The sequence below is a fragment of the Streptomyces dioscori genome (assembly GCF_003024195.1).
GTDB classification, from domain to species: domain Bacteria; phylum Actinomycetota; class Actinomycetes; order Streptomycetales; family Streptomycetaceae; genus Streptomyces; species Streptomyces dioscori.
Genome location: NZ_KZ679049.1, coordinates 206,513 through 222,592, shown reverse-complemented (window position 1 = coordinate 222,592; position 16,080 = coordinate 206,513). Strand labels below are relative to the sequence as shown.

Genomic DNA, 16,080 nt, shown 5'->3' with positions numbered 1-16,080 from the left:
GCCGGGGCGGTCGCGTCGTGCCGCATATGACCCACGACATGCTCGACACACTGCGCCCCCTGCTCGTCGCCGAGGCCTCGGCCGAGGCATATGCCACCGGGGCCGAGTCCAGCGACCTGGAACAGGACGTCTGGGTGCGCCTCCTGGAGCGCCTCGGCACGGACGGCCCGCCCGCCGATCCGGCCGCCTGGCTGCGCGTCGCCGTCCGCACCGAGGCGCGCCGCGCCGGACGCACCGCGAACATCGAACGGCCGTACGTCTCCGAGCCCGCCGACGACACCCGGCCGGGCCCCGAGCAGCTGGCACTCAGCGCCGCCCGGCGCCGGGCCCTGCACTCCGCCGTACGTCGGCTGCCGGGCCGCTGCCCGCGCCTCATGGCGGCTCTGCTGTCCCCGAAAGACCTCACGTACCGGGAGATCGCGGGGGAGTTGGGTATCTCACAGGGCAGTCTCGGTCCGGATCGTTCCAGATGCCTGAGTTGTCTGCGCCGAATGCTCACATCGGAGGTTGCGGCGCATGAACCGCGGGGATAGGAGTGAGGGACAACCGGCGGAACAGGTGAGCGGGAGGCATGCACACATGGGCATGAGCGTGACCATCTCGGCGGCGACCGAACAGGACGCCGAACAGATCCTCAAACTGCAGTTCCTCTGCTACCAGAGCGAGGCCGAGCTGTACGGCGACTACAGCATCGAGCCCCTCACCCAGCCGCTGGACTCCCTCAAGGCGGAGCTCACGGACGGCACGGTCCTGGTGGCCAGGCTCCGCGACGAGGTGGTGGCCTCGGTGCGCGGCTCCGTGGGCGCGGATGGCACGGCCCGGATCGACAAGCTGATCGTGCACCCGCGGATGCAGCGGCATGGACTGGGCGGGCGGTTGCTCGACGCGATCGAGTCGCGGCTCGCTGCGGACGCCGGCGCCAAGAGCTTCCAGCTCTTCACGGGGCATCGCAGTGACCGCAATCTGCGGTTGTACCGGAAGCACGGGTACGAGGCCGTGTCGACCGAGCGGGTCGATGAGCGGCTCAGTCTGGTGACCTTGGCGAAGGATGCGCAGGCCGGCGCGTTCGTCGCCAGCGCGTAGCGCTCCGCGCGGTTGCTCCGCCCGGTGGCCGGTGGGATTCAGCGGGTTCGTCGTGGCTGAGCGCGCAGTTCCCCGCGCCCCTGAAGGGGCGCGCCCTACGGGGCGCTGACCCCCTGCTTGCGTGAGGTGCGCAGCCAGAACATCGCCGTGATCGGGAGCAGGACCGGGATGAACAGGTAGCCCATGCCGTAGTCCGACCAGACCGTGGCGTCGGGGAAGGCGGAGGGGTCGGCCAGCGTCCAGGTGCCGACGATCAGGACGCCCGCGAGTTCGGCGGCGCAGCACACCAGTGCCACCCTGCGGGCCCGCTCGCCGCCGCGTACGAGCGAGTAGGTGATGAAGCCGTACACGAGGCCGGCCACCGCGGACAGCGAGTAGGCGAGCGGCGCCTTGTCGAACTCCGTCGCGATCTGTACGGCCGAGCGCGACACGGCGCCGACGACCATCACCCCGTACAGCCAGACCAGCAGCATGCCGGGGCCGCTGATGAGGCGCGTGCGGCCGGGCTTGCCGGACGTCCCGGAGTCCTCGGGCGTCCCGGGATTCTCGGGCGTCCCGGGATTCTCGGCGGGCACCGCCATCTCAGCCTCCCCAGATGTCGTAGAGCCGTACCTGCAGGACGGCGAGGACCACGCCGCCCGCCGCGACAGTGATCGAACCCCAGCGGGTGCGCTCCGCCAGGGACATGAAGCCCGCCGCCGGGATGCACGCGAGCGCGCCGATCAGATAGGACACGAAGATCGTCGTGCCCTGCTCCGGCTTCTCGCCGCGGGCCAGCAGGACGATGCCGACCACCAGCTGGACGAGGGTGAGGAGCGTCACCACGGCCATGCCGATGAAGTGCCAGTCCTTGGTCGGCTGGTCCCGGTAGGCGGCCCAGCCGCACCAGGCGGCGAGCGCGAGCGCGGCGACGGCCGTCGCGACCGTCAGGGCATCAAGCATGCCGCGACCCTATTACGGGCCAAAAGGCCCGATGCGCTCGCCCCCGGGGTGCCCCGTAGGGTCGACGGCATGAAGATCCATGCCGACGCCCTGCTGTTCGACAACGACGGAACACTCGTCTCGTCCCTCGATTCGGTGTACCGATGCTGGAGCAGGTGGGCCGCGGAGTACGGGATCACCGCCGAGGAGTTCGCCCGGGTCGAGCTGCACGGCCGCCCGGCCGCCGAGATAGCCGCCGACCTGCTGCCCGCCGCCAGGGTCGCCGAAGCCGTCGTGCGCATCGAGCAGCTGGAGGTGGAGGACGTCGTGGGCGGTGTGCACCTGCTGCCCGGGACGAAGGCCCTCCTCGACTCGCTGCCCGCCGACCGCTGGGCCGTCGTCACCTCCGCCACCCGGCGGCTGGGCGAGGCCCGTCTCGCCGAGGTCGGCATCCGCCCGAAGAACCTGGTCGCCGCCGACGACATCACGCGCGGCAAGCCCGACCCCGAGCCGTTCCTGCTCGCCGCCCGGCGGCTCGGCGTGGACCCGGCCCGCTGTGTCGTCTTCGAGGACGCGCCCGCGGGTCTCCAGGCGGGTCGCGCGGCCGGGATGACCACCGTGGCATTGACCACAACCCACCGGGCCGCCGAGCTGATCGCGGATGTCGTGGTCGAGGACCTTTCGGCCGTGTCAGCACTGGTCACCGACGAGGGAGTGGAGCTCTCCGTCGGGGACTGAGAGGTGTCCAGGGGGTGTCCACCGCTGTCCGTGATGCGGACAGCGGTTCCCTGTCCCGCGCAAAGATCTGCTTTAATTTTCTCATGACCACGACGAGCAGCCGCATCCTTGCGACCGAGGCGACCATGACGCCCGGTGCTCGCTGTATGTGTCGAATGTGCGCCTTCTAGAGGGCCCCCGCACCGCCCCCAGCCTCGCGCCCCGAAGCGAGTCCGCTCACGTCTGCCCGTACGCCCCTTTTTCGTACGCGACTGAGCCTGCCCCGCGCACGCGGTTCTGCCGAAGCCTGGTTCTCCACGCCACCGCGTGAACGACCGTGCCGCGTTCCGACCGGAACGTCCCCGTGCCCGGCGCACACCCACGCCCCGCACTCGACAGTGATGGAAACCCCAGTGATCACGACAACAGGCCTGACGAAGATCTATCGGGCTCACCGCTCACGCGGCCGAGAGGTCACCGCCCTGGACGGCGTCGATCTGCATGTCCGCGAAGGCGAGGTGTACGGCGTCATCGGACAGTCCGGCGCCGGCAAGTCCTCCCTCATCCGCTGCGTCAACCTGCTGGAGCGCCCCACCGCCGGCACCGTGAGCGTCGCCGGACAGGACCTCACGGCCCTCGCCGGGCGCGGCCCGCGCGCGGGCAAGGAGCTGCGGCAGGCGCGCAGCCGTATCGGCATGGTCTTTCAGCACTTCAACCTGCTGTCGACGCGGACCGTCCAGGACAACGTCGAGCTGCCCCTGGAGATCCTCGGGAAGTCGGGCAAGGAACGCTCCCGCAAGGCGCTGGAACTGCTCGACCTGGTCGGTCTCAGCGACAAGGCCAAGTCCTACCCGGCCCAGCTCTCCGGCGGCCAGAAGCAGCGCGTCGGTATCGCCCGCGCCCTGGCGGGGGACCCGAAGGTGCTCCTGTCGGACGAGGCGACCAGCGCCCTGGACCCGGAGACCACCCGCTCGATTCTCCACCTGCTGCGCGACCTGAACCGTCAGCTGGGGCTGACCGTCCTGCTCATCACGCACGAGATGGACGTCGTCAAGACCGTCTGCGACTCGGCGGCGCTCATGGAGAACGGGCGGATCGTCGAGTCCGGCACCGTCACCGAACTGCTCGCCACCCCCGGCTCCGAGCTGGCCGCCGCGCTCTTCCCGGTCGGCGGCGACGCCTCCGGCGACGACCGCACGGTCATCGACGTCACCTTCCACGGCGACGCCGCGACCCGGCCGGTCATCTCGCAGCTCTCGCGCACGTACAACATCGACATCTCGATCCTCGGCGCCGCGATGGACACGGTCGCGGGCCGGCAGGTCGGCCGGATGCGCATCGAACTTCCCGGGCGGTACGAGGACAACGTCGTGCCGATCGGCTTCCTGCGCGAGCAGGGACTGCAGATCGAGCTCGTCGGAGCAGCGGCTCTGGCGTCCGCGCTGGTGAAGGAAGGTGCCAAGTGACCTGGTCCGAGATGCAGCCGCTGCTGGAGCAGGCGTGTTGGGACACCCTCTACATGGTCGGCTGGTCGACGGTCATCGCCGTCGTCGGCGGTCTGCCGCTGGGCATCCTGCTGGTCCTCACCGACCGGGGCGGCCTGCTGCAGAACACCGTGCTGAACAAGGTCATCGGGCAGGTCGTGAACATCGCCCGCTCGATGCCGTTCATCATCCTGATGGTCGCGCTGATGGGCTTCACCCGGTCGATCACCGGCACCACCATCGGCCGTGAGGCCGCCATCGTGCCGCTCGCGATCGGAGCGATCCCGTTCTTCGCGCGCCTGGTCGAGACGGCTGTCCGCGAGGTGGACGGCGGGCTCGTCGAGGCCGTGCAGTCGATGGGCGGCAACACCTGGACCGTCGTACGCAAGGTGCTCGTCCCCGAGTCGCTCCCGTCGCTGATCTCCAGCACCACGACGACGATCGTCGCCCTCATCGGCTACTCCGCGATGGCCGGCACCGTCGGCGCGGGCGGCCTCGGAGACATCGCCATCCGCTACGGCTACCAGCGCTTCGAGACCGAACTGATGTGGATCACCGTGGCCGTTCTCGCCGTGGTCATCTCCCTCATCCAGTTCGTCGGCGACTACGCCGCCCGGGGGCTGCACCGGCGCGGCGGTCAGTCCGGTGCCGCGCCGCGGCTCAGGCTGCTCAGGAGCAGGGCCGCGGCGAACTCCGGTTCCCGGGCGACCACCGACAGCGACACCGAGGCCGGTTCCGGTTCCGGCTCAGGTCCCGCGGACGCGGGCACCTCCGCCGAAACGCCCGCGGCCGACGTGAGCAAGGTCGACTGAGACCTCCGAGACCCTCCGAGATCTCTGTACAGCCGCAGCGATCCCGGACGCGTCGCCCCTCCTCGTAGGCGTCCCCACCCCACACCCTCAGACGTCCCCGCACACCCTTCGCGGGGTCACCCAGCCCAAATGGAAAGGCACTTTTCGTGCGTAACGCCGTAAAGCTCACCACCGCCGTCCTCGCCGCCGGAGCCCTCACCCTGGGCCTCACGGCCTGCGGCTCGGACAAGGACGACGCCTCCGACACGAGCGGGCCGCTGATCGTGGCCGCCAGCCCCGTGCCCCACGCCGAGATCCTGAACTACGTGAAGGACAACCTCGCGAAGGACGCGGGACTCGACCTCCAGGTCAAGGAGTTCACGGACTACGTCCTGCCGAACACCGCGACCGAGGACGGCTCGGTCGGCGCCAACTACTTCCAGAACCAGCCGTACCTCGACGACTTCAACAAGAAGAACGGCACCCACATCGTGCCCGTCGTCACGGTCCACCTGGAGCCGCTCGGCCTCTACTCCAGCAAGATCAAGAAGGCCGACGAGCTGAAGAGCGGCGCGACGGTCGCCGTCCCGAACGACACGGTCAACGAGGCGCGGGCGCTCAAGCTCCTCGACGCCAACGGGATCATCACGCTCAAGGACGGCGCGGGCAACGACGCGACCCCCAAGGACATCGCGAAGAACCCGAAGAACCTGAAGTTCAAGGAGCTGGAGGCGGCCCAGACCCCGCGCTCCCTGGACGACGTCGACGCGGCGGTCATCAACGGCAACTACGCCATCGAGTCCGACCTCAAGCCCTCCGAGGACGCCCTCGTGCTGGAGTCCGCCGACGACAACCCGTACGGCAACTTCCTCGCCGTCAAGGAGGGCAACGAGGACGACCCGCGCGTCAAGAAGCTCGCCAAGCTCCTGACCTCCGCCGAGGTCAAGAAGTTCATCGAGGACAAGTACGCCGGTTCCGTCATCGCGTCCTTCTGACCGACCGCTCCGCACCGTCCGAGTCACCCGAACCACCGAACCACCTGAGGAAGGCGCCGACGATGCGCAAGCCCGTCATCTCCGCGGCCGCCGCCGCACTGGCCCTCGGCCTGACCCTGACCGCCTGCGGTGCGCGGGACGAGGGATCCGGCGGCGGAGGTGACGGCGGCGCGCTGATCGTCGGCGCCACCGCGGTCCCGGCCGGCGAGGTCCTGTCGTACATCAAGAAGGACCTCGCCGCGAAGAACGGGCTCGACCTGGAGATCAAGGAGTTCACGGACTACGTCCTGCCGAACACCGCGCTCCAGGAGGGCTCGCTCGACGCGAACCTGTACCAGAACGAGCCGTTCCTGGACGACTTCAACAAGTCCAAGGGCACCGACCTGGTTCCGGTCGTGGACGCGTACCTGCCGCCCATGGGCGTGTACTCGAAGAAGGTCCAGGCCGTCGCCGACCTCCCCGACGGAGTCACCGTCGCGGTGCCCAGCGACATCACCAACGAGGGCCGCGCCCTGAAACTCCTCGCCTCCGAGGGTGTCATCACGCTGAAGGAGGGGGCCGGTACGACCGCGTCCCCGGGCGACATCGTGAAGAACCCGAAGAACCTCAAGTTCAAGGAGCTCGAACCGGCGCAGCTGCCGCGCTCCCTGGACGACGTGGCCGCCGCGGTCATCAACAACAACTACGCCCAGGATGCGGGCCTCAGCCCGGCCGACGACGCGATCCTGCTGGAGTCCGCGAAGAACAACCCGTACGCGAACCTCCTTGCCGTGAAGAAGGGCAACGAGGACGACCCGCGGGTCGAGAAGCTGGCCGAGCTCCTGACCTCGGACGAGGTGCGGAAGTTCATCCAGGACAAGTACAAGGGATCGGTGCTGCCCGTCACTTCCGGGTGACGCCTGACCGCGGCCGTCCCCGAGCCGTTCCCGCTGCGCCACGGTGTCGACTCGTCGACAAGGAGCCGACTCCGTGGTGCAGTTCGGTGCCTGCATGCTGCATGCTGGGCAGTTCAGCAGGCCCGACGGTCCCTGATGGTTACGGAGCGGCGCATGACGAACACCTTCCCCGACATCTCCCTGAACACGGAGCGGTTGGTGCTGCGCCCTCTTGAGGACGAGGACATTCCGGCCTTCACGGAGATGATGAACGACGAACAGGTCGCGGCCTGGACGTCCGTGCCGCAGCCGTTCACCGAGGCCGCCGCCCGCAGGTGGATCGACGAGTACGCGCCCACCGAGCGCACCGCCGGCCGTGGACTCGACCTGGTCGTCGTGGAGTTCCTCACCCAGCGCCTGGTCGGCATCATCCAGCTCGGCAACACGAATTGGCATGTCCGCTCCACGGAGCTGTCGTACATCACCGCCCCCTGGGCCCGCGGCGAGGGCTACGCCTCCGAGGCGGCGCTCGCCACCGCCCAATGGCTTTTCAACGACCAGAAGTTCGAGCGCCTCGAAGTGCGCACGGCGGCGGACAACACCGCCTCCCAGCAGGTCGCGCAGAAGATCGGCTGCATCAGCGAGGGAGTCCTGCGGGGCGCCTGCATAGCGCGCACCCGCACCGAGGACGGGCGCTGGGAGGACCTGCGCACCGATTTCATCGTGTGGGGCCTGCTTCCCGAGGACATCGAGGGCATCGCCGAGCAACTCGCCGACACCGGTGGTTTCACCGCGTACTCCGACTGGAACTGAACCGGCTGAACCGGAAGGCCCCCGGCCCCCGGCCCGCATCCCCACCGCGAAGCGCGAACCGCACCGACAGCCCCCCGATCACCGCGCCGAGACCCCCACCGACACCCCCGGACGTCACGAGGTACGCTCACGGGGCTCCGGGCGGCTGCCCGGCGGCCCGCCGCCCATCCGACGACCTGCGATGACTCCAGGAGACTGACAACGATGGCCGACCGGGTCACGGTGATCGGCTGCGACGGCTCGCCGCTGACGGACGCGGCGCGCTCGGCTCTCGGCGCCGCGACACTCGTGGCGGGCGCGGCACACCACCTGGCACTCCCCGAGGTGCCCGCGGCCGCCGAACGCATCCGGCTCGGCAGTGTCGCCCTCGCGGCCCGCCGCGTCGCCGCCCACCGCGGCACGGCCGTCGTCCTCGCCGACGGGGACCCCGGCTTCTTCGGAGTCGTACGCACCCTGCGCGACCCCGAGTTCGGCCTGGAGGTCGAGGTCGTCCCCGCGGTCTCGTCCGTGGCCGCCGCCTTCGCCCGCGCCGGGATGCCCTGGGACGACGCACAGGTGGTCGTCGCACACCGGCGCACCCTGCGACGCGCGGTGAATGTGTGCCGCGCCCACACCAAGGTCGCCGTCCTCACCTCACCCGGTGCCGGACCTGCCGAACTCGGACTGCTCCTCGACGGAGTCCACCGCACCTTCGTCATCTGCGAGGAACTCGGCACCGAGCGCGAGCGCGTCTCGATGCTCACCTCGGACAAGGTCGCCGACCACACCTGGCGCGACCCGAACGTCGTCATCGTCATGGGCGGCCCGGTCACCTCCTCCGAGGGCGGCGGCTGGATCGCCGGCCGCGACCCGGGGACCGGTCCGCGCGGCTGGGCGCTGCCCGACGAGACGTACGGCGACGAGCTGGGGGAGGGCGAGACCGAGGTCCTGCGCGCCGCCCAACTCGCCCGCCTGGGGCCGCGGATCGGCGACCTCGTCTGGGACATCGGCTCGGGCAGCGGCGCCTTCGCCACGGAGGCCGCGCGCTGCGGCGCCGCCGTCATCGCCGTCGACCGCGACGCGGACGCCTGCGCCCGCACGATGGCGACCGCCCGCCGGTTCGGTGTCCAGCTCCAGATCACGCACGGCACCGCCCCGCACATCCTGGAGAACCTCCCCGAGCCGGACGTCGTACGCGTCGGGGGCGGCGGCGCCGCGGTGGTCTCCGCCGTCGCCGACCGGCGTCCCGAGCGGATCGTCACGCACGCGGCCACCCGCGATGCCGCGGAACTCATCGGACGGGACCTGACCGAGCACGGGTACCGGGTCGAGTGCGCCCTTCTGCAGTCCGTGGAACTGGACACGCGCGCGTGGACGGAGAAGGAGCGGAGTGTGGCGTTCCTGCTCTCCGGGGAACTGGAACGCCGGCTGTAGTCCGGCTTCAGCGCTGCCCCGGGGGGCTCCGCGGAGTGCTCCGCGGGGTGCTGGGCCGGCGGCAGGTGCGTTGTCTGCGGGTGCGTCGTGGCTGCCCGCGCAGTTCCCCGCGCCCCTTCGGGACGCCGGCTGATCGCCGTCCTGTGATCCTGTTGTCGTACTGCGCGCGGTAGGCTGGCCGATCGTTGTACTGCAATCGGCTTGTCCGGTATTTCGCCGGTCAATGCCCGCGAAACGCACCCATTTTGAGGGGCGTGTGGTACGGCAGAACCGGAGGACGCGCAAAGTGGCGCAGTCCACAGCGGGCCGTGACGGATCACCCTGTCGCGGGGGCGGGCCGACCGCGACAATGCCAGTTAATGGCTTTGTCGACCGGTCGTTCGTGCCGCCCGGCCCGTGTGCTCGTTCTCATGACGGGCGGTCGGTGCGCCGCCCCGGACGAGCAGGTCGTAGGAGCACTAAACCGATGGGCGAGGGGTACGCATGACCGACACCGGCCAGGTCCCGGGCGAGGGACTGCCGGAGAACGCAGGCATGGTGGAGCAGCCGGGCGTCCCCGCCCCCGGCGCGTACACCTACCTCTCCGAGCCCACCGCCGAAGACGAAGACCTGTTGCTGCTGCCGGGCGCCCAGGGCGCGTGGGGCAACGAGGTGGCCCCACCGGTCCCCGTACCGGTCGTCGAGGCCGTCCACGAGCCCGGTCCGCACGAGACGTCGGGCCGCGACAGTGGTTCGGTCGACCTCAGCGCCGTCCGGATGTCCACCTCAGCGCCGCAGCCGCCCGTCGCCCGCCGCCCGCTGCACCTCGGCCCGCCGACCCCGGACGGCGCCGGCAGCCCGGTGCGTTCGCTCGCCGACCGCGGTCCGGCGGGGGCCCCGGCCGCCGCGTTCCCCGTACGGCACGCCGCTCCGGCCGCGCCCGGCCCCGAGTACCTCGACGCACCGCGTGACGAGATCGCCTTGCAGGGCGCGTCTCCCTGGGGCGCCCGGGCTCAGGTCCAGGTCGCGCCTCCCGTGGCACAGGTCGTCTCCGAGGGGACGCCTGCAGAAACGGTCTTCCCGGAGGGTGCGGGGGCGTACGCGGGCGCGCCCGTGACGGCGGGAGCCGCGCCGGTCGCGCAGGCGCCCGACGCGCAGACATCCGACGCGGGAGCCGGGCCGTCGCCCGCCGAGAGCCAGGAGGTTCCCGCTCCACCGGAGCAGGCGGCCGAGGCTCCGGCGGCGGAGCAGGCGCCCGGGGCCCCGCAGGCGCAGGGGCACGACGCCTCGGGTGCCGACCCGGTGCACGAGGTGTCGTCCGCACAGTCCGTCGTGGAGCCCACCGGTGGCGCCGGGGCGGACGATCCGGCGGTGGCGCCGGCTGCCGTACCGGTTCCGGAGACTCCGCAGGCCGCCGAGCAGGCTCCTGAGGAGGCCGCCGAGCAGGCGTACGTCCCTCCGCAGCCGGAACTGCTGCTCCAGCCCCCGGCCCCGGACCAGCCGGCCGGCGTCGCACAGCCCGCGGAAGCCGTTCCGGCGCCGGAAGCGGTCCAGTTCCCGGAACCGGTTCTGGTGCAGGACTACGCGCAGGCCCCGCAGCTCGCCGACGGTTCGCTGTTCCCGCAGGCTCCGGAGGGCGGCCTCGGACCCGAGTACGCCCAGGCGCTTCCCGACTTCCCGCACGCCCCGCAGCCAGCGCCCTTCCCGGCCGCACCGGCCGCCGTCCACTTCGCCCACCCGTCGGAGGACGAGGCCGGACCGTACGCCGCCGAGGCCCCCGTCGCCCCGACGGCGGAAGACGCGCCGCAGCACCCCGAGTACGAGGCACCGGTCCCGCAGTCTCAGGACACGGCCGCCCCCTTCGCCGAAGCCGGACCGCAGGCCGGATTCCAGCAGCCGCAGCCGCAGCCGCAGCCGCAGCCGCAGTCTCAGCCGAGTGAGGCCGAGCCCGTCGCCGCGGAGGCGGCCCAGGTCACGGCCCAGGTCCAGGACACCGCCGAGGCCCCGCAGTTCGCCGCGCCTGTCGAGCCCGGGGTGCCCGCGGAGGCCGTAGAGCCCCAGGTGGGTGCCGACCCGAGCGCCGGTGTGCCCGACCCGGCACAGCCGGTGCAGCCCGGCCCCGCCGTGCACGCCGAGGCACCCGCACCGCCCGCCGACCAGACCTCCGGGGACGCGTCGCAGGGAGAGCAGGCCCAGCTCCAGGACGACTTCCAGGCGGCGCCGGAGCAGCCCGCGGGGCACCCCGGACAGGCCGACCCGGCTGATCCAGCCGATCCGGCCGCCCAGGTCGGACAGTTCGTACCGGTCGAGGGCACGGTCCCGACCACCCCGCACCTGGCCCCCACTCCGCCGCACGGCATGCCGGTGACGCCCCTCCCGGAGGAGCCGGCCGAGCAGACCGGCGAAGACGCGGCGGCCCCGCCCACGGCGCCCGTCGAGCAGCTCGCGCCGGAGCCCGCGCCGGAGCCCGTGGCTGAATCCGCCCCGGAGCCGGCGCTCGCGCCGGTACCCGCCGCAGGGCCCGACACCGCGTCCGAGGACGAGCTGGACGACGAGCCGATCCTCGTCCTGCCGGCCCCCCGGGAGCCCGCTCCGGCCCCCGGGACCGGGACGCTCCCCGTGCACGAGGCCGCGGACGACACCCCCGAGCCCGTAGCCGCACAGCAGGCGGAAGACCTGGACACCAGGGCCGCCGACCAGGAAGAGAGCACGGCCGCAGTGGCCCAGACACGTGAGTCCACCGGCCCGGCCGCGCCCGGCTACGACGACGCCGAGCGCGAGGCCGTCCTGCGCGTCATGCGCGAACGCCGCGACATCCGCAACGGCTTCCGCAGCGACCCCATCCCGCACGACGTCCTGCTCCGTGTCCTGGAGGCGGCCCACACGGCGCCGTCCGTCGGCCACTCGCAGCCCTGGGACTTCGTCGTCATCCGCTCGGCGGAGACCCGGCGTTCGATGCACGAACTGGCCGCACGCCAGCGGGAGGCGTACGCCAAGTCGCTTCCCAAGGGCCGCGCGAAGCAGTTCAAGGAACTGAAGATCGAGGCCATCCTCGACACCCCGGTGAACATCGTCGTCACCGCCGACCCGACCCGGGGCGGCCGGCACACGCTGGGCCGCCACACCCAGCCGCAGATGGCCCCGTACTCCTCGGCGCTCGCCGTCGAGAACCTGTGGCTCGCGGCCCGCGCCGAGGGCCTGGGCGTGGGCTGGGTCAGCTTCTTCGACGAGCGCGAGATGGTCCGCGGCCTCGGCCTGCCCGAGCACCTTGAGGTCGTCGCCTACCTCTGCGTCGGATACGTCGACGAGTTCCCGGACGAGCCCGAGCTGATGCAGTCGGGCTGGTCCAAGCGCCGCCCGCTGTCCTGGGTGGTCCACGAGGAGACGTACGGCCGTCGCGCCCTGCCCGGCGAGGAGCCGCACGACCTGCTCGCCGAGACCATCACCAACATCCGGCCGTTGGACGCCAAGGCCCTCGGCGAGGCCTGGGAGCGCCAGAAGCGCATGACCAAGCCGGCCGGGGCCCTGGGCATGCTGGAGATCATCTCCGCGCAGCTCTCGGGCCTGTCCCGGATGTGCCCGCCCCCGATCCCGGAACCGGCCGCCGTCGCGATCTTCGCGGGCGACCACGGCGTGCACGCCCAGGGCGTCACCCCGTGGCCGCAGGAGGTCACGGGCCAGATGGTGGCCAACATCCTCGGCGGCGGCGCGGTCTGCAACGCCTTCGCCGCGCAGGTCGGCGCCGAGGTCTGCGTCGTCGACGTGGGCGTGGCCTCCGACCTGCCCGCGACGCCCGGCCTGCTGCCGCGCAAGGTACGGGCGGGCACGGCCGACATGACGACCGGGCCCGCGCTGACCCGCGAGGAGGTCAGGTCGGCCATCGAGGTGGGCATCGAGACCGCCCGCGACCTGGTGGCGGCCGGGAACAAGGCACTGATCACGGGTGAGATGGGCATCGCCAACACCACGGCGTCCGCCGCCCTGATCTCGGTCTACACCGGCAGCGACCCTGCCGAGGTCACCGGCCGCGGCACCGGCATCAACGACGAGACGCTGGCCCGCAAGACCGAGGTCGTCCGCCGCGCCCTGGAACTCCACCAGCCGGACCCGGCCGACCCGATCGGCGTCCTGTCGGCCATCGGCGGCCTGGAACACGCCGCGATGGTGGGCCTCCTCCTCGGCGGCGCGTCCCTGCGTACGCCGGTGATCCTGGACGGCGTCAGCGCCGGCGCCGCCGCACTGGTGGCCCGAGCGATCGCCCCCGAGGTCCTGGCGGCCTGCATCGCCGGCCACCGCAGCGCCGAGCCCGGCCATGTGGCCGCCCTCAACAAGCTGGGCCTGCGCCCCCTGGTCGACCTCGACCTCCGCCTCGGCGAGGGCACGGGCGCCCTCCTGGCCCTCCCGGTGGTCCAGAGCGCGGCCAGGGCGATGCACGAGGTGGCGACGTTCGACTCGGCGGGTGTGACCGAGAAGTAGGCGCGAGTCGTCGGTCTGTGGGCAGGCGTTCCGCAAGGCGGAACGGGTGGGCACGGACCGACGACGGACCCGCACACGCGGGGGGCCCGGGGCGCAGCCCCGGTTTCGGGAAGGGGCGGGCCAGGGGAAAGTACCCCCACCCACCCCAGCCCCCCACCACCCCGCCCCATAAAATCCGCACGTCAGGCCCGCTCCACCGCCGCAGCGCGCCACCCCGCACCACCCGCATGAGGAGCCGCACCTCCATGGCCGAAAACCCCGCCTACCCCGTAGGCCTCCGCCTCGCCGGCCGCCGCGTCGTGGTCCTCGGCGGCGGCCAGGTAGCCCAGCGCCGCCTCCCGGCCCTCATCGCGGCGGGCGCGGACATCCAGCTCGTGTCCCCGTCCGCGACCCCCTCGGTCGAGGCCATGGCGGACGCCGGCGAACTGACCTGGACCAGGCGCCGGTACGAGCCGGGCGACCTCGCGGAGTCCTGGTACGTCCTGATCGCCACCCCCGACTCCGCGGCGAACGCCGAGGCCTCCGCCGAGGCCGAGTCCCACCGCGTGTGGTGCGTCCGCGCGGACGACGCGGACGAGGCCACCGCCTGGACCCCGGCGACGGGACACAGCGAGGGCGTCACGGTGGCCGTCCTGACCACGGACGCCAAGGGCCGCGACCCCCGCCACACCGCGGCCATCCGTGACGCGGTGGTCGAGGGCCTGCGCGACGGCACCCTCGTGGCCCCCCACCACCGCACCCGTACGCCCGGCGTCTCCCTGGTCGGCGGCGGCCCCGGCGACCCGGACCTGATCACGGTCCGCGGCCGGCGTCTCCTCGCCGAGGCGGACGTGGTCATCGCCGACCGCCTGGGCCCGCGCGACCTGCTCGCCGAACTCCCGCCGCACGTCGAGGTGATCGACGCGGCGAAGATCCCGTACGGGCGCTTCATGGCCCAGGAGGCCATCAACAACGCGCTCATCGAGCACGCCCTGCAGGGCAAGTCGGTGGTCCGGCTCAAGGGCGGCGACCCCTTCGTCTTCGGCCGCGGCATGGAGGAGGCCCAGGCGCTGGCCGAGGCGGGCATCTCGTGCACGGTCGTCCCGGGCATCTCCAGTTCGATCTCCGTGCCGGGCGCGGCCGGCATCCCGGTCACGCACAGGGGAGTCGCCCACGAGTTCACGGTCGTGAGCGGCCATGTGGCCCCCGACGACGAACGCTCCCTGGTCGACTGGGCGGCGCTCGCCAAGCTCCGTGGCACCCTCGTCGTCCTGATGGGCGTGGACAAGATCGGCGCGATCGCCCGTACCCTCATCGAGAACGGCAAGGCGCCCGGCACTCCCGTGGCGCTCGTCCAGGAGGGCACGACCGCGGCGCAGCGCCGCGTCGACGCGACCCTGGCGACGGTCGGTGAGACCGTCCGGGCCGAGGAGGTCCGGCCGCCGGCGGTCATCGTCATCGGGGAGGTCGTGACCGTGGGCGCGGACGGTTCGTTCGAGACGTCCGACAGGACCTCCGACGGGACATCTGAGTAACCCCGGGTAACACAACCCGTTCCAAGCCGTTGGCACCGCACCCAGGACAAGGCAGTATCACCCTGTGGCCGATCTCATCACCGTTGAGGACCCAGCCGACCCGCGCCTGCGTGACTACACAGGCCTGACCGACGTGGAGCTGCGCCGCAAGCGCGAACCGGCCGAGGGCCTGTTCATCGCCGAAGGCGAGAAGGTCATCAGACGGGCCAAGGACGCCGGCTACGAGATGCGCTCGATGCTGCTGTCCGCCAAGTGGGTCGACGTCATGCGCGACGTCATCGACGAACTTCCGGCCCCGGTGTACGCGGTCAGCCCCGACCTCGCCGAACAGGTCACCGGATATCACGTGCACCGCGGCGCGCTCGCCTCCATGCAGCGCAAACCGCTGCCGACCCCCGACGACCTGCTCCGCACGGCCCGCCGGGTCGTCGTCATGGAGTCGGTCAACGACCACACGAACATCGGCGCGATCTTCCGCTCGGCCGCCGCCCTCGGCATGGACGCGGTCCTGCTCTCACCGGACTGCGCGGACCCGCTGTACCGGCGTTCGGTGAAGGTCTCCATGGGCGCGGTCTTCGCCGTGCCGTACGCCCGCCTGGACTCCTGGCCCAAGGGTCTCGACTCGGTCCGCGAGGCGGGCTTCGGCCTCCTCGCACTCACCCCGGACGAAAAGGCCAAGACCCTCGACGAGGTGGCCCCGCACCGCATGGACCGGGTCGCCCTCATGCTCGGCGCGGAGGGCGACGGCCTGTCCACCCAGGCCCTGGTGGCAGCGGACGAATGGGTCCGCATCCCGATGGCCCACGGAGTCGACTCCCTGAACGTAGGAGCGGCAGCAGCGGTAGCGTTCTACGCGGTGGCAACAGGCAGACCGGCCCCGTAGCCCCCCCGCCCCGCAAGGGGCGCGGGGAACGGCGCGCTCAGCCACGACGCACGCGCAGCGGACGGACAACACTTCGGTGCCTCTATGGCACGGGCCGACGGGTGCGCCCCGTAAGGGGCGCGGGGAACGGCGCGCT

General features: G+C 71.9%; 14 protein-coding genes. 12 read left to right on the top strand and 2 right to left on the bottom strand.

Annotated features, from left to right (window positions below):
- The first annotated feature begins 26 nt into the window (after positions 1–26).
- Together C6Y14_RS28700 and C6Y14_RS28695 are read left to right on the top strand one after the other, a co-directional pair.
- Positions 27–533, top strand: a complete 507-nt coding sequence (locus C6Y14_RS28700) for a sigma-70 family RNA polymerase sigma factor (RefSeq protein WP_107019743.1) — start codon at positions 27–29, stop codon at positions 531–533.
- A gap of 46 nt (positions 534–579) precedes the next feature.
- Entirely contained in the window at positions 580–1,083 is a 504-nt protein-coding gene (locus C6Y14_RS28695) for a GNAT family N-acetyltransferase (protein ID WP_107019742.1), read from the top strand.
- Between the two features lie 95 nt (positions 1,084–1,178).
- On the opposite strand, the gene C6Y14_RS28690 is transcribed toward C6Y14_RS28695, so the two are convergent.
- Both C6Y14_RS28690 and C6Y14_RS28685 read right to left on the bottom strand, forming a co-directional pair.
- A complete protein-coding gene (locus C6Y14_RS28690) occupies positions 1,179–1,556 on the bottom strand; it encodes a hypothetical protein (protein ID WP_199854897.1) in 378 nt (125 codons plus the stop codon).
- 109 nt (positions 1,557–1,665) lie between these two features.
- The gene (locus tag C6Y14_RS28685; RefSeq protein ID WP_107019741.1) at positions 1,666–2,025 is read right to left on the bottom strand and encodes a hypothetical protein; all 360 of its coding nucleotides are present in this window, start codon (positions 2,023–2,025) and stop codon (positions 1,666–1,668) included.
- Between the two features lie 69 nt (positions 2,026–2,094).
- Between C6Y14_RS28685 and C6Y14_RS28680 the strand changes: the two genes are divergently transcribed.
- The 10 genes from C6Y14_RS28680 (at position 2,095) to C6Y14_RS28635 (ending at position 15,944) form a co-directional block, all read left to right on the top strand.
- Positions 2,095–2,742: an HAD family hydrolase gene (locus tag C6Y14_RS28680; RefSeq protein ID WP_107019740.1), complete on the top strand. Its 648-nt coding sequence runs from the start codon at positions 2,095–2,097 to the stop codon at positions 2,740–2,742.
- Positions 2,743–3,122: 380 nt separating this feature from the next.
- Complete coding sequence (locus C6Y14_RS28675; RefSeq protein WP_107019739.1) at positions 3,123–4,187, top strand: methionine ABC transporter ATP-binding protein; 1,065 nt, start codon at positions 3,123–3,125, stop codon at positions 4,185–4,187.
- On the top strand, positions 4,184–5,017 hold the full coding sequence (locus C6Y14_RS28670) for a methionine ABC transporter permease (protein WP_225891331.1): 834 nt from the start codon (positions 4,184–4,186) through the stop codon (positions 5,015–5,017). Before C6Y14_RS28675 ends, C6Y14_RS28670 begins: the two co-directional genes overlap by 4 nt.
- A 146-nt stretch (positions 5,018–5,163) precedes the next feature.
- A complete protein-coding gene (locus C6Y14_RS28665) occupies positions 5,164–5,991 on the top strand; it encodes a MetQ/NlpA family ABC transporter substrate-binding protein (protein WP_107019738.1) in 828 nt (275 codons plus the stop codon).
- A 62-nt stretch (positions 5,992–6,053) separates the two neighbouring features.
- Complete coding sequence (locus C6Y14_RS28660) at positions 6,054–6,887, top strand: MetQ/NlpA family ABC transporter substrate-binding protein (RefSeq protein ID WP_107019737.1); 834 nt, start codon at positions 6,054–6,056, stop codon at positions 6,885–6,887.
- A 153-nt stretch (positions 6,888–7,040) separates the two neighbouring features.
- On the top strand, positions 7,041–7,679 hold the full coding sequence (locus tag C6Y14_RS28655; RefSeq protein ID WP_107019736.1) for a GNAT family N-acetyltransferase: 639 nt from the start codon (positions 7,041–7,043) through the stop codon (positions 7,677–7,679).
- A gap of 204 nt (positions 7,680–7,883) precedes the next feature.
- Positions 7,884–9,092 (top strand): precorrin-6y C5,15-methyltransferase (decarboxylating) subunit CbiE, encoded by a 1,209-nt coding sequence (gene cbiE, locus C6Y14_RS28650; protein ID WP_107019735.1) that lies wholly within the window; start codon positions 7,884–7,886, stop codon positions 9,090–9,092.
- Positions 9,093–9,575: 483 nt separating this feature from the next.
- A complete protein-coding gene (gene cobT, locus C6Y14_RS28645; RefSeq protein ID WP_107019734.1) occupies positions 9,576–13,547 on the top strand; it encodes a nicotinate-nucleotide--dimethylbenzimidazole phosphoribosyltransferase in 3,972 nt (1,323 codons plus the stop codon).
- Positions 13,548–13,792: 245 nt separating this feature from the next.
- Positions 13,793–15,061 carry a uroporphyrinogen-III C-methyltransferase gene (gene cobA / locus C6Y14_RS28640; protein ID WP_107019733.1) on the top strand — a complete coding sequence of 423 codons (1,269 nt, stop codon included), beginning with the start codon at positions 13,793–13,795 and terminating at the stop codon, positions 15,059–15,061.
- A gap of 64 nt (positions 15,062–15,125) precedes the next feature.
- Positions 15,126–15,944, top strand: a complete 819-nt coding sequence (locus tag C6Y14_RS28635) for a TrmH family RNA methyltransferase (RefSeq protein ID WP_107019732.1) — start codon at positions 15,126–15,128, stop codon at positions 15,942–15,944.
- The last annotated feature ends 136 nt before the right edge of the window (positions 15,945–16,080 follow it).

Excerpts from the sequence above, each read along its gene's own strand:
- C6Y14_RS28700 (WP_107019743.1), top strand. The coding sequence starts at position 27 with ATGACCCACGACATGCTCGACACACTGCGCCCCCTGCTCGTCGCCGAG.
- C6Y14_RS28695 (WP_107019742.1), top strand. The coding sequence starts at position 580 with ATGGGCATGAGCGTGACCATCTCGGCGGCGACCGAACAGGACGCCGAA.
- C6Y14_RS28690 (WP_199854897.1), bottom strand. The coding sequence starts at position 1,556 with ATGCTGCTGGTCTGGCTGTACGGGGTGATGGTCGTCGGCGCCGTGTCG.
- C6Y14_RS28685 (WP_107019741.1), bottom strand. The coding sequence starts at position 2,025 with ATGCTTGATGCCCTGACGGTCGCGACGGCCGTCGCCGCGCTCGCGCTC.
- C6Y14_RS28680 (WP_107019740.1), top strand. The coding sequence starts at position 2,095 with ATGAAGATCCATGCCGACGCCCTGCTGTTCGACAACGACGGAACACTC.
- C6Y14_RS28675 (WP_107019739.1), top strand. The coding sequence starts at position 3,123 with ATGGAAACCCCAGTGATCACGACAACAGGCCTGACGAAGATCTATCGG.
- C6Y14_RS28660 (WP_107019737.1), top strand. The coding sequence starts at position 6,054 with ATGCGCAAGCCCGTCATCTCCGCGGCCGCCGCCGCACTGGCCCTCGGC.
- C6Y14_RS28655 (WP_107019736.1), top strand. The coding sequence starts at position 7,041 with ATGACGAACACCTTCCCCGACATCTCCCTGAACACGGAGCGGTTGGTG.
- cbiE (WP_107019735.1), top strand. The coding sequence starts at position 7,884 with ATGGCCGACCGGGTCACGGTGATCGGCTGCGACGGCTCGCCGCTGACG.
- cobT (WP_107019734.1), top strand. The coding sequence starts at position 9,576 with ATGACCGACACCGGCCAGGTCCCGGGCGAGGGACTGCCGGAGAACGCA.
- cobA (WP_107019733.1), top strand. The coding sequence starts at position 13,793 with ATGGCCGAAAACCCCGCCTACCCCGTAGGCCTCCGCCTCGCCGGCCGC.